This is a genomic window from Hyalangium minutum, from assembly GCF_000737315.1.
GTDB lineage: Bacteria > Myxococcota > Myxococcia > Myxococcales > Myxococcaceae > Hyalangium > Hyalangium minutum.
Window position 1 is genome coordinate 23,038 of the sequence record NZ_JMCB01000032.1, and the last position, 12,878, is coordinate 35,915.

13 protein-coding genes are annotated in these 12,878 nt (G+C 68.1%); 8 read left to right on the forward strand and 5 right to left on the reverse strand.

Annotated features, from left to right (window positions below; translation table 11 throughout):
* Window positions 1–17 precede the first annotated feature (17 nt).
* The 5 genes from DB31_RS43040 to DB31_RS43060 form a co-directional block, all read right to left on the reverse strand.
* Complete coding sequence (locus tag DB31_RS43040; RefSeq protein ID WP_044199500.1) at window positions 18–356, reverse strand: DUF971 domain-containing protein; 339 nt, start codon at window positions 354–356, stop codon at window positions 18–20.
* Between the two features lie 76 nt (window positions 357–432).
* On the reverse strand, window positions 433–2,139 hold the full coding sequence (locus DB31_RS43045; RefSeq protein WP_044199502.1) for an HD domain-containing phosphohydrolase: 1,707 nt from the start codon (window positions 2,137–2,139) through the stop codon (window positions 433–435).
* Window positions 2,140–2,157: 18 nt separating this feature from the next.
* Window positions 2,158–3,060 carry a LysM peptidoglycan-binding domain-containing protein gene (locus tag DB31_RS43050; RefSeq protein WP_044199505.1) on the reverse strand — a complete coding sequence of 301 codons (903 nt, stop codon included), beginning with the start codon at window positions 3,058–3,060 and terminating at the stop codon, window positions 2,158–2,160.
* Entirely contained in the window at window positions 3,057–3,509 is a 453-nt protein-coding gene (locus DB31_RS43055; RefSeq protein WP_083969232.1) for a FecR domain-containing protein, read from the reverse strand. Before DB31_RS43055 ends, DB31_RS43050 begins: the two co-directional genes overlap by 4 nt.
* A 93-nt stretch (window positions 3,510–3,602) precedes the next feature.
* Window positions 3,603–4,406 (reverse strand): carbon-nitrogen hydrolase family protein, encoded by an 804-nt coding sequence (locus DB31_RS43060; RefSeq protein ID WP_044199509.1) that lies wholly within the window; start codon window positions 4,404–4,406, stop codon window positions 3,603–3,605.
* 213 nt (window positions 4,407–4,619) lie between these two features.
* On the opposite strand from DB31_RS43060, the gene DB31_RS43065 reads away from it, so the two are divergent.
* From DB31_RS43065 to DB31_RS43100, 8 genes are all read left to right on the forward strand, one after another.
* Window positions 4,620–5,105 (forward strand): ribosome maturation factor RimP, encoded by a 486-nt coding sequence (locus DB31_RS43065; RefSeq protein WP_044199511.1) that lies wholly within the window; start codon window positions 4,620–4,622, stop codon window positions 5,103–5,105.
* 67 nt (window positions 5,106–5,172) lie between these two features.
* Window positions 5,173–6,870 carry a transcription termination factor NusA gene (nusA, locus tag DB31_RS43070; RefSeq protein WP_044199514.1) on the forward strand — a complete coding sequence of 566 codons (1,698 nt, stop codon included), beginning with the start codon at window positions 5,173–5,175 and terminating at the stop codon, window positions 6,868–6,870.
* An 86-nt stretch (window positions 6,871–6,956) separates the two neighbouring features.
* Window positions 6,957–7,196 carry a YlxR family protein gene (locus tag DB31_RS43075; protein WP_240487274.1) on the forward strand — a complete coding sequence of 80 codons (240 nt, stop codon included), beginning with the start codon at window positions 6,957–6,959 and terminating at the stop codon, window positions 7,194–7,196.
* A 101-nt stretch (window positions 7,197–7,297) separates the two neighbouring features.
* Complete coding sequence (gene infB / locus DB31_RS43080; RefSeq protein WP_044199518.1) at window positions 7,298–10,516, forward strand: translation initiation factor IF-2; 3,219 nt, start codon at window positions 7,298–7,300, stop codon at window positions 10,514–10,516.
* Between the two features lie 79 nt (window positions 10,517–10,595).
* A complete protein-coding gene (locus DB31_RS43085) occupies window positions 10,596–11,168 on the forward strand; it encodes a DUF503 domain-containing protein (protein WP_044199520.1) in 573 nt (190 codons plus the stop codon).
* Window positions 11,165–11,524 carry a 30S ribosome-binding factor RbfA gene (gene rbfA / locus DB31_RS43090; RefSeq protein ID WP_044199523.1) on the forward strand — a complete coding sequence of 120 codons (360 nt, stop codon included), beginning with the start codon at window positions 11,165–11,167 and terminating at the stop codon, window positions 11,522–11,524. Before DB31_RS43085 ends, rbfA begins: the two co-directional genes overlap by 4 nt.
* 39 nt (window positions 11,525–11,563) lie before the next feature.
* A complete protein-coding gene (gene truB / locus DB31_RS43095; protein ID WP_044199526.1) occupies window positions 11,564–12,433 on the forward strand; it encodes a tRNA pseudouridine(55) synthase TruB in 870 nt (289 codons plus the stop codon).
* Window positions 12,434–12,445: 12 nt separating this feature from the next.
* On the forward strand, window positions 12,446–12,772 hold the full coding sequence (locus tag DB31_RS43100; RefSeq protein WP_044199529.1) for a hypothetical protein: 327 nt from the start codon (window positions 12,446–12,448) through the stop codon (window positions 12,770–12,772).
* The last annotated feature ends 106 nt before the right edge of the window (window positions 12,773–12,878 follow it).

The window sequence follows — 12,878 nt, forward strand, 5'->3', positions numbered from 1 at the left end:
GCGGGCCTCCCGAGACCTCAGCCCTGGGGCTGGGTGATCTCCCGCAGAAGGGGCCACGGGTAGATGCCGGTGCCGTGCCCATCGGTGAAGGTGAGGGTGAGCGCGTAGTTGCCCACCGGCTGCAGGGCCTGGATGCGGATGTCTGCGGGGACGCGGGCCGGATCCAGCGTGCGGCGGTTGGTCCACTCATCCACGCAGGCGGCGCAGGGGCACTGCTGGCGCAGCACCTGGGCGCTGGCGGAGGTGCGCGCCCCGTCCTCCCACGTGAGGCTCAGCGCCGAGGCATCCGGCGCGAGCTGGACGTCCGTGGCGGAGACGGGCTTGGGGGCGGGCTTGATGCGATCCCAGAAGCTCAACGATTCACCTTCCGAAGCCAGAGCAGCGTTGCGCGGTGTGTAGCATCCACCGGGGCCTCAGGCGAGGGACCTCGGATCACGAGGCCAGCTTGACCGGCTGGCGGTGGCCCTCCAGGCGGACGCCCTTCTTCTGGAGCACGGCGCGCAGTGCCGCCACGACTTGAGGATCCAACTGGGCGCCGGTGAGCTTGTCGAGGATCTGCATGGCCTGCTCCAGTGGCATGGCCTTCTGGTAGGGACGCGTGGAGGTGCACGCGTCGAAGGTGTCCGCGCAGGCGACGATGCGGGCCAGCATGGGGATCTCCTCGCCCTTGAGCTTGTCCGGGTAGCCGGTGCCATCCCAGCGCTCGTGGTGGCTGCGCACGCAGGAGCGCACCCCGGCGAGGAAAGTCACCGGGGCGATGATGGAGTCACCAATGGCCGGGTGCTCGCGCATGATGGCCATCTCCGCATCCGTCAGCCGGGACTGCTTGCAGAGGATGGACTCGACGATGCCGATCTTGCCGATGTCGTGGAGGATGCCGCCGTACTGGAGCGTCTTGAGCTGGCGCTCGGGGAGGTTCAGCTCCTTGCCGATCTCCACCGCCACATCGCCCACGCGCTGGCTGTGGCCGCGGGTGTAGGCGTCCTTCGAGTCGATGGAGTTGGCCAGCGCGACGATCGTCTCCAGGTAGCCTTGCTCGAGGCTCTCGTAGAGGCGGCGGTTCTCCATGTCGTAGGCCATGAGCTGCTTGCTCATGTAATTGAACGTCTGGGCCAGCTCGCCCAGCTCGTTCTTCTGGCGGATGTGCACCTCGGCGCCGAACTGGCCGTTGGCCAGCTCCATGGCCTGGGCGGTGAAGTTCTTCAGCGGGCGGGTGAGGTTGCGCGAGAAGGTAGCCGCCAGCACGCATGCCACGAGGATGGCGGCGCCCAGACCCAGGAGGATGCGCTGCTCCATGGCTTCGACTTGGCGGTAGGCCTGCACCACGGGCTGCTCGGAGACGATGCCCCAGTTCACGCCCGGCATGTGCGTATAGGCAGCGACGACGGCCTCCTTGCCCGTGCCAAAGTTGCCCACGTGGAAGTGCTCGATGTCCGGGCTCTGGGACTGGGCGATCTGCTGGAGCAGGTGGGCCACCGGGCCCCGGTGGGAGACGTTCGTCTCACCATTGAGAGCGGTGCCTCCCGCCACGACGTGGCCGTGCTGGTCCGCCACGTAGAAGAAGCCGCTGGAGCCCAGCCGCTCTTTCTGGATGAGCTTCTGGATGGCCGTGAGCGAGAAGTCCACGGCGATGTAGCCCTTCACCGGATCGCCCAGAGGGAAGGCCATGGTCAGCACCGGCAGTCCCTGTGGACCCTGGTGCGCCACCTCCGAGTAGCGCACGTCGGTGAGGCCCTCGATCAGCGAAAGCGCGCGGGCTTCGTGCTCGGCCACGGCGGTGGGCGGAATGTCGTTCACCGCGAAGGCCTGCAGGCCCGGCAGCCGCTCCTTCTGCGGAGAGAAGACGGTGATGGCCAGCACCTCGCGGCGCTGGATCAGCACGGAGGCCAGCAGGGCGCGCTGCTCCACCTCCGTGCGCGAGAAGAAGGCGGTGTTGGCCAGGGCCAGCACGGGCTGGGTGGGCTCGGACAGGAGCTCTCCCAGCTTGAGGCGCAGCTGCTTCACGTGCTCCTGCGCCAGCTCCTGGGCATCACGCACCAGCAGCTCACGGGTGTGGGAGACGGACAGCCAGCCCACCATCACCGTGGGGATGATGCTCGCGACCAACATCAGCAGGAGGATGGCTTTGAAGAGGCGCACGGTTGGTCATTCCCCGGACTACTTCCAGTCGGTCTTCCCTACCTGGAGCGCCACCTTGTCCTCGACGATCTCGAAGAGCCGCTCCGTGGAGGCACTCGACTTCTGGATGTCGCTCAGTGCGCGCACCGTCCATCGATAACGGCCGGCAGGCAGCGGCGGCAACTTCCACTGCGCGGTAGGGACGGTGCTGCGCACAGGCTCCCCATTCGCGGGAAACACTTCCACCTCATAGGACTTGGCGCCCGCCACCGCGTTCCACGCCAGCGTCACCGGCCCCAGGCCGGACTGGCCCTTGACGGGGGGGAACTTGAAGCGGAACCCATCCGTGGGTGTGCGGGGCTGCGGCGCCACGAGGACTGCCTCGGGGACCGGAGGGGCCTGTCCCTTGGCGATGCGCACCACCTCGCCCGGGTTCACCGGCTGGGTTTTGTCCTCGGCACGCACGCGTACTGGCGGGCCCGTCTGCACGGAGACGGTGGTGGCGCCGCTCTCCTCTACCTTCACGCTGAAGGTGGACGGCTGGCCCGCGCCCGGAGAGAGCAGGGCCCATGCGCTGTCCGCCGTCTTCGCCGCGGACACGTAGTCGGCGGCCTGGAAGTGCGTCTCGGCCTCCTGCAGCTTGGCGGAGGCCTCCTCGCGCCGGGCGGCGTTGCGATCCGCCTGGGCCACCGCCGTGCGGGCCGCGGCCAGCGCGCTCAGGGCGCGGTTGCGATCCTCCGCGGGAGGCAGCTTCAGGGTGGTGCCCGCGGGCACGGTATCGGACGTGAGCCCATTGAGCGCTCGCAGCTCACTGGCGCCCTTGGGGTCTCCGAGCGCGCGTGCGGCGACCTGGCTCAGGGTCTCGCGCTCGTTCACCACGACCTCGCGCTCCGGAGGAGGCGTGGCCGCGAGCCAGACAAGGAGGAGGAGGGCGTTGCTCATCGGAACACGATCTCCCTTCCGGCCTGGACGGTGGCAGCGGGCGTGGACACGGACAGAGACTGGGTGGCCGGTGTCTCGAGCGCCGCGTCCACCTGCCCCTTGATGACCGTGAGGTCCGTCCGCTCCTGGCCGGGCCGGAGCCGCGTCTCGGAGATGGCGATCAGCGCGTCCTCGCCCAGGTTCACCATGCCTCCATTGGGGAAGATGACGCGAGCGCTCGCGCCCGCGGCGGTGCGTACCTTGTCATTCTCGAAGAGAGGCAGCGACTCCTTGGCGGCGAGCCACTCGTCCCCGGTGGCGCGCTTGAGCTTCACATCGCCGTGCACCTCTTTGAGGTGGGCGCGAGGCTCTGGCTGTCGCGTGGGCGCGGGGGGAGAGGGAGGCGCAGACGGCTTCTCATCGGCGGAGCAGCCGATGGGGAGAGCCGGGAGCGCAAGGGCAAGGAGCATGGAGGGCCAGCGTCCGTTCACAAGCAGTTTCAAGGGGAGACAGTCTACCCAGGAAATGGTCCCGCTCGCACGGGCTGACCCACGGTGCGCTTGCTAGTCCAGACGCCGGTGTTGGAGACAGGGCAGGTTGCGTCGGATCCGTGCCAAGAGTTCCGGATCCACAGGAGCGACCGCCAGGCCCTCGCCTTCCGAGGCCCGCGCCGTCACCAGCCCCCACGGATCCACCACCATCGCGTGCCCATAAGTGATGCGCTTGTCGGAGTGGCGCCCACCTTGAGCGGGGGCGAAGACGTAGCACTGGTTCTCGATGGCGCGGGCGCGCAGGAGCACCTCCCAGTGGTCCTTGCCCGTCATCAACGTGAAAGCCGCGGGCACCGCCAGCAATGTCGCCCCCTCCTTGGAGTGGCGGCGGTACAGCTCGGGGAAGCGCAAGTCGTAGCAGACGGAGAGCCCCAGCCTGCCCACCTCCGTCTGTGCGGACACCACTTCCGTGCCCGGCGCCACCGCTGCGGACTCCTGGTAGGTCGCACCATCACCTACATCCACATCGAACAGGTGCATCTTCCGGTAGACAGCCAGGCGCTCGCCCTGTGGCCCGAAGAGGACACTGGTGTTGTAGAGGCGGCCGCCAGGGGCTCCGGCCTCCAGGATGGAGCCGGCCAGGAGGGTGACGCGCAGCTCGCGCGCCAACTGGGCCATGCGGGAGAGCGTGGGCCCGTCCAGCGTCTCGGCGGCGCTGGGGCGATCAGCTTCGGAGCCCATCCAGGAGAAGTTCTCGGGGAGACCGACGAGGCGGGCTCCCAACCCGGCAGCCTGCCGGACGAGCCGGGTGGCGGCCTCCAGGTTGTAGGCCTTATCGGCGGTGGACACCATCTGAGCGGCGGCGATCAGGTGCATGGGGGCGTTATAACGCGCTGTTAGGTACTCGGAACCCTTGGGAATCATTGTCCTTGGGCGCTCTGTTCTAACCCCTGGAGCGGGTGCGTCTTCCTTTACACCTCGTCTGGCCGTGTGGTAGGGGACCCGCCCGACATTTTTCGAAGGCAGTTCCTCGAAAAGTGGGCCGCCGTGCCCGCTTTTCTTATTTTTGGAGCAAAGGTTTCGATTCGTATGGCGGAGAGCAACTTCAAGCAGACGGTGGAGGAGAAGGCGATGAGCCTGCTCGATCCCATCGTTGCGGGCGAAGCGCTTGAGCTCGTCGACCTCGAGTTCGTCCGCGAACGCGAGGGGTGGGTTCTCCGTCTCTTCATCGACAAGCCGGGTGGCCGGGTGGGCCTGGACGAGTGCAGCCAGGTCTCTCGCGCGGTGGATCCGGCGCTGGACGTGGAGGACTTCATTCCCCACGAGTACAACCTCGAGGTCTCCAGCCCTGGGGTCAACCGGCCGTTGAAGAAGCTGGCTCACTACGAGCGGGTGAAGGGGCAGAAGGTCAAGGTGAAGACCTACGGCCCCATTGGCGACCCGCCCCGCAAGAACTTCTCTGGCACGCTCACCGAGGTGTCGGGAGAGGAGATTGCGGTCGAGGTGGAGGGGGCGGGCAGCTTCCGCATCCCCTTCAAGGACATCGCCAAAGCCAACCTGGAGTTCGAGTTCTAGTCGTCGACATACAGGGCCCAACCTTTGAGGGGCGGGCCCGTGGACCCTTTCGGAGAAGACCCAGACCATGCCTACACAAGCCAACCCCAACATCAATCTGAACCTCGTCCTGGACCAGGTGGCCAAGGACAAGGGCATCGAGCGGGGTGTGCTGATTGCGACCCTCGAGGATGCGATGAAGACCGCGGCCAAGAAGCACTTTGGCCAGGACCGCAACCTGGAGGCCAAGTACGACCCAGAGAAGGGCGTGGTCGAGCTGTTCCAGGCCATCGTCGTCGTGGACGAGATCACCGACCCCGTGCAGGCGGTCAACCAGATCACCATGGCCGAGGCCCACAAGAAGGGCATGGAGGTCGAGCCGGGTGACGAGCTGGTGTTCCAGATCTTCTACCGCGACGAGGACGCCGCCGAGGCCAAGGCGCAGGACGATCAGTACGGGGACATTCTCCGGCTGAAGACGTTCCGCCGCGGGTTCGGCCGCATCGCCGCCCAGACGGCCAAGCAGGTCATCCTGCAGCGCACCCGCGACGCGGAGCGCGAGAACGTCTTCAACGAGTACAAGGACCGCAAGAACGAGATCGTCACGGGCATTGCCCGCCGGTTCGAGCGCGGCAACATCATCGTGGACCTGGGCCGCGCCGAGGCCGTGCTGCCGGTGCGCGAGCAGGTGCCGCGCGAGACGTACCGTCCGGGCGACCGCGTCCAGGCGTACGTGCTGGACGTGCTGCGCGAGTCCAAGGGGCCTCAGATCGTCCTGAGCCGCGCCTCGGTGAACCTGCTGACCAAGCTGTTCGAGATGGAGGTGCCCGAGATCGCCGAGGGCATCGTCGTCATCGAGGCGGCGGCGCGTGAGCCGGGCGGCCGGGCGAAGATCGCCGTGAGCAGCCGGGACTCGGACGTCGACCCCGTGGGCGCATGCGTGGGCATGAAGGGCAGCCGCGTGCAGGCGGTGGTGCAGGAGCTGCGCGGCGAGAAGATCGACATCGTCCCCTTCGACGAGGATCCCGCCCGCTTCGTGTGCGCCGCCCTGGCGCCCGCCGAGGTCAGCCGCGTCATCATCGACGAGGCCAACCACGCCATGGAGCTGATCGTCCCGGACGACCAGCTCTCCCTGGCCATCGGCCGGCGCGGCCAGAACGTGCGCCTGGCGGCCCAGCTCACCGGCTGGAAGCTGGACATCAACAGCGAGAGCCGCGTGCGCGAGATGCGCGAGTTCGCCAACCGCTCGCTGGGTGCGCTGCCGGGCGTCAACGAGATGCTCATCGAGACGCTCTACGCGCACGGCTTCCGCCAGGCCAAGGACGTGGCCGAGGCCAGCCCCGACGTGCTCTCGCAGATTCCGGGCCTGGACCCGGCGCGCATCCCCGCCATGCAGGAGGCGGCCCGCAAGCAGATGGTGGATGACGCGGCCGAGCTGTCGCGCATGGATCACGAGCGCGAGCAGGCTCGCATCGCCGAGGCCCGCCGCCACCCGGACGAGCTGAATCAGTCCGAGCGCATGGCCCGCGTCCGCGGCCTGGGTGAGAAGACCATCGAGGCGCTTCAGTCCAGCGGCTACAAGTCCGTCGAGGACATCGCCAACGAGAAGGATCTGCAGAAGCTCGGCGATGTGCCGGGCGTGGGCATCAAGAAGGCGCGCCAGCTCAAGAGCGCGGCCGAGAACTATCTGGTGGAGGAGGCCAAGCTCCGGGCGGAGCTGAACGCCGAGCGCGGAATGCCTCCTCCTTCCGCGTCAGGGAGCGCGGAAGTCGCCAAGTCACCGTAAGCTGAACCACCGGAGGGGGGATGCGCTCGAAGACCCAATCCGGTTCGCAGCAGGGCCCTTTCCCCGAAGGGCCCGTCCGCACCTGCATGGGGTGCGGCGCCAAGAAGGCTCAAGGGGAGTTGACGCGGGTTGCCCTGGACCCGGAGGGTGAGGTGGTGGTGGACAGGGAGAGGCGGTTGCCCGGCCGGGGCGCCTACCTCTGCGGTGCCGGATGTATGACGGCAGCGCTCAAACGGAAGGCCTTCGGGCGGGCTTTCCGGGGCAAGGCGGGCAAGGTTGACCCGTTGAAGCTCGGGCAGGCGTGGGAGCCTGGCTCGAGGTCCTGAGGGGTGGGAGGGGGGGTCGGGTGTTAAGGACCACTCGCGGACAATTCTAGATTAGGGTGCTGCGCCCTCGGGAGTCGGCGGAGCAGAAGGCCAAGCAACGTATGTCGAAGAAGCGCGTTCACGAAATCGCAAAAGAGCTCAAGGGCCACGGCATTGAGCTCGACAACAAAGAGGTCGTTACCGAGCTGGCGGCGCTCGGCTACGACGTCAAGAGCCACTCGTCTTCGCTTGATGACGATCAGGCCAATGCTGCGGTCCAGAAGATCCTGGAGAAGCGCAAGCCGAAGCAGGCCGCGCCGCCGGTGACGGCCAAGGGCTTCGTGGTGCGCCGCAAGGTGGGCGTGCCCTCGGGCGTGTCCTCCGACGGCCAGGAAGGCCAGCAGGCCCACGAGGCCCCCGCTGCGCCTCACGTGCCCGAGGCGGCTCCTACCGCCGAGGCTCCTCGTGCAGCCGCTCAGCCGGAGGAGACTTCGGTCGAGGCGCCCAAGGCACCGGCTCAGCCCGAGCCTGGCGCTGCTGCTGCCGAGGCGCCCAGGGCACCGGCTCAGCCCGAGCCTGGCGCTGCTGCTGCCGAGGCGCCCAGAGCACCGGCTCAGCCCGAGCCTGGCGCTGCTGCTGCCGCCACCGAGGCGCCCAGAGCACCGGCTCAGCCCGAGCCTGCCGCCGCTGCCGCCACCGAGGCGCCCCGTGCGGCCCAGCCCACTCCCGCCGCCGAGGCCCCCAAGGCTCCCGCTCAGCCCGAGCCGCCGGCCGCCCCTCAGGCCGCCCAGACTCCCGCGGCCCCGCCGCAGCGCTTCCCCACGCAGGAGAGGTCCCCTTTGCCCTCCACTCCGCCGCGCAATCCGGTGCCGCCGCAGATCCGGACGCAGGCCACTGTTATCTCCCGTCCGCCTCCGGGTGGACAGGGTGGCCGTCCGGGTGGACAGGGTGGCCGTCCCGGTGGCCAGGGTGGCTACAGCGGCCGTCCGGGTGGTCCCGGCGGCCAAGGTGGTCGTCCCGGTGGACAGGGTGGCTACAGCGGCCGTCCGGGGGGTCCCGGCGGCCACGGTGGCCGTCCGGGGGGGCCAGGCCAGGGACCGGTGCGTCCCACCACGCCCACTGGCGGGGGGCCCACGGCAGGGGCTCAGGCCTCGGCTCAGCCGGGTCAGAACGTGACCATGGTCGGTGGCGTGCCTCACGCCTCGACGCCTCAGGAGCAGCGGCAGCTGCGTCCCACGGCCACACAGGCCGTCGTCATCTCGCGCCCGCTCATCCAGGTCCGCCGCGTCACGCCGACCGCCGGCCAGCAGAAGCAGTACCCGATGGCGCCGGGCAAGAAGGCCATCGGCGAGGTGCGTGAGTTCAAGGTCGTCCCGGATCACGCGGGCCGTGGCCGCGAGCTCGTCGACGTCTCCAAGAACAAGGACAAGGCGCCGCGCAAGAGGGGCGGGCCCAACGACACCTCCGTCTCCAAGCAGGAGCTGTCGGACCTCGTCTGGGGCCGCGTCAACATCCCCATCCGTGGCAAGAAGAAGAAGCCCACGAAGAAGGGCGCCAAGACGCAGATCACCCAGATGGCCGAGGAGAAGAAGGTCATCAAGCTCCAGGAGGGCATCAGCGTGTCCGACCTGGGCCAGCGCATGGGTATCCGCACCGCGGAGCTCATCAAGAAGCTGATGGCCGCGGGGAAGATGGCCACCGCCAACCAGATGATCGACGCCGACACGGCGGAGCTCATCGCCACCGACTACGGCTGGAAGGTGGACCGGGTCGGCTTCGAGGTGGAGGACTACCTGCCCGAGACTGTGGCCAAGCCCGAGGACGAGCGCACCCGTCCGCCGGTGGTCACCGTCATGGGCCACGTCGACCACGGTAAGACGAGCCTGCTGGACGCCATCCGCGCCGCCAACGTGGCCTCGGGTGAGGCCGGCGGCATCACGCAGCACATCGGCGCGTACAGCGTCACCACGGCGCGCGGGGACATCACGTTCCTCGACACGCCGGGCCACGAGGCCTTCACGTCCATGCGCGCCCGTGGCGCCAACGTGACGGACGTGGTCATCCTGGTGGTGGCTGCCGACGACGGCGTGATGCCTCAGACGATCGAGGCCATCAAGCACGCCAAGGCCGCCGAGGTGCCCATCGTCGTTGCCATCAACAAGATGGACGTGCCGGGCGCCAACCCGGACCGCGTGAAGAAGGACCTCGCCAACCACGAGCTGGTGCCCGAGGAGTGGGGCGGCGACACCATCATGGTGCCCGTCTCCGCCAAGCAGAAGATGGGCCTGGACCTCCTCCTGGAGAACGTCGTCCTCCAGGCCGAGGTGCTCGAGCTGACGTCCAACCCGGCCCGTCCGGCCGTGGGTGCCATCATCGAGGCCAAGCTGGATCGCGGCCGTGGCCCCGTGGCCACCGTGCTGGTGCAGGAGGGCACGCTGCGGCTGGGCGATGCCATCGTCACTGGCACCCACTACGGCCGCGTGCGCGCCATGAATAACAGCCGTGGCGAGCAGGTGAAGGAAGTGCTCCCCGGCTACTGCGCCGAGGTGATTGGCCTGTCCGGCGTGCCCACCGCGGGTGACACCATCAACGTGGTGGCGGACGAGAAGTCGGCCAAGCAGATCGCCGAGCACCGCGCCATGAAGGAGCGTGCGATCGATCTGGCCAAGGTCAGCCGCGAGACGCTGGAGCAGCTGTTCGCCAAGACGAAGGCGGGCGGCGGTCCCAAGGAACTGCGCGTCGTCATCAAGGCGGACGTGCAGGGCTCGGCCGAGGCCGTCAAGCAGGCCGTCACCAAGCTGACCGGTCCCAAGGTCCGCGTGGAGATTATCGACACGGGCGTGGGCGCCATCACCGAGTCGGACGTGATGCGCGCGGCCGCCTCCAAGGGGCTCGTGGTGGGCTTCAACGTGAAGCCGGAGTCTGGCGCGGAGTCCGCGGCCAAGGCTCAGGAAGTCACGCTGCAGTCCTACAGCATCATCTACGAGCTCATCGACGGCATCCGCACGGAGATGGAGAACCTGCTGGAGCCCATCCGCACCGAGCGCAAGCTGGGCCGTGCGGAGGTCCGCAACACCTTCAACGTGCCGAAGCTGGGCACCATCGCCGGTGCGGCGGTGCTGGACGGTGTCATCAAGCGTGGCTCGTTCGTGCGCCTCATGCGCGAGAACAAGCAGCTCTTCGCCGGCAAGATGGCGTCGCTCCGCCGCTTCAAGGACGACGTCAAGGAAGTGGCTCAGGGCTTCGAGTGCGGTATCGGCATCGAGAACTACAACGACCTCAAGCCCGGCGACATCATCGAGGCTTACGAGATCGAGGAGACTCGCCAGAGCCTGACGTAAGCCCCTGGTCGCCTTCGGAGCTGTTCACCGTTGGCCCCGGCGGCCGGCCCATGCGCCGCCGCCGGGCAGGGAGTTTCCTATGTTCGTCTGTGTCGCCCGCCTCACCCTGCAGATTCCCGACAGCGGCTCGCTGAAGGCCAAGCGACAGGTCCTTCGCCGGGTAACAGAGCGGGTGAAGGCTCGCTTCAATGTCGCGGTCGCCGAGATCGAAGATCAGGATCTCTGGCAGAAGGCCTCCATCGGCCTGGCCGTCGTGGGGAACGATCGCCGCCACGTGGATGAGCAGATGGAGAAGATCATCCACTTCGTGGAGGAGATGTACATCGCTCCCCTGATGAACCGGGAGAAGGAGATCCTGGCCTTCGGAGACAAGCTGTTCAGCCACGAGGTGGCTCCCGCGTCCCCCAAGGGTGGCAACGAGGAGACGGAAGCCGAGCCCGAGGGCTTGAGCCCCGACGAGCTGATTGCCAGCTTGAACCGCGGGGATCGGTCCATGGCCGAGGCCGAGGGCATGGCGGATTGGGAGCGCCGGCACGAGAGCCGGGAGAGCGTGGGCAAGCCCGCGCCCGCAGGTGGGGGCGCTTTGACTTTGGATGAAGCCCGGGCACGCGCTCGCAGCCTGCGCAACCCCCGGGATTGGGAGAAGAAATGACGACGCATTCGCGACCGGAGCGCGTGGGCCAGGAGATTCAGGCCGCCATCGGCCAGATCCTCGCTCGAGGCGAGCTGAGGGATCCGCGCATCGGTTTCATCACCATTACCGGCGTGAAGGTGTCGCCGGATCTGCGCGTGGCCCGCGTTTTCTATTCGATGATTGGCACTGAGAAGGAGCGCGAGGAGACGCAGAAGGGGCTGGACGCCGCCAAGGGCTACGTGCGCCGCGAGGTAACGTCCGCCGTCAACCTGCGCGTCTCCCCGGAGATCTTCTTCAGCTTCGATGAGTCCGTGGGGGAGGGCGACAAGATCGACCGGCTCCTGCGCGAGGTTCGCGAGAAGGAAGGCTGGTAGCCGCCCCTCGCGGCCTTCATGAGGTAAGGTAAGGCGGTCATGGACGGCGTCCTGGTCATCGACAAGCCCTCGGGGCCTACTTCTTTTGATGTGGTGCGGCAGGTGCGCGCGCTGCTCAAGGTGAAGAAGGCCGGGCACACTGGCACCCTTGACCCGATGGCAACGGGAGTGCTGCCCATTTGCTTGGGCGAGGCCACCAAGGTCGCCGGCTTCATCACCGAGGGCGACAAGGCCTACGAGGCCACCGTCCACCTGGGCGTGGAGACGGACACCCAGGATGCCCAGGGCAAGGTGACGGCCGAGGCCCCGGTGCCTCCGCTGACAGTCCAACTCCTGGAGACGGCGCTCGCGCCTTTTCGGGGCACCTTCGAGCAGGTGCCGCCCATGTACTCGGCGGTGAAGGTGGCCGGGAAGCGCCTCTACGAGCTGGCCCGCGCCGGCGAGGAAGTCGAACGCGCCAGCCGCCAGGTCACTGTCTACGAGCTCACGCTGCGGGACTTCTCCTCCAACCGGCTGCGGCTCTCCGTGCGCTGCTCCAAGGGCTTCTTCGTCCGCACGCTGGCCTATGACATCGGCCGTGCGTTGGGCTGTGGCGCCCACCTGGAGGCCCTGCGCCGCACCATGAGCGGACCCTTCGTTCTGGCTCAGGCGCTGCCGCTGGCCGAACTGCCCGCCATGGCGCAGGACCGGGCCGCAGTGGCGCGCAAGCTGCTGCCCCTCTCTGACGCGCTGAGCCATCTCCCCTCTCTGCGGGTGAGCGCAGCGGACGCAGCCCGCGTCACCCACGGTGTGCCGCTGGAGGCCCCTCCGATGCCGGGCCGCATCCGCGTCCTCGGACCGGAGGGAGCGCTGCTGGCCGTGGCCGAAGTGGTGAAGGGACGGCTGAGCTACCTGCGCGTGCTCGCCTGAACCGGAAAGCCCTTGGCCCAAGCCCTCGATATCACCGTGGTGGTGGCGCCGCCTCTCCAGGGCGCCTTTGATGGGCGCTCCCTGGTCACTCTGGGCCTGCCCTCCACCGCCGACGTGGGCGAGCTGATGGAGACCTTGTTCCGGCTCTATCCCCGTACCCGCAGCCTGCTGGCCGGGGACCGGGGAACTCCTGGGGGCAAGTACATGCAGCTGGTGCTGGATGCTCCCTCGCTCCACGTGCCGGTCCAGGGCCGCGCAGGGCTCGCTGCTGGACACAAGGTCTTCCTGTTCGCCCTGTCCCGTCCTCCAGCGAGCAACCGGGCAGGCCAGGAAGGTTGACCGCATATGTAGGCGAAGCTTATAAGCCCCCGGCCCGTTAGTAGGGAAAGGCCCAGTCTGTACCCCTCCGCGGACCGCGGCCTGCAGGAAGTTCCACCGGAGTGGG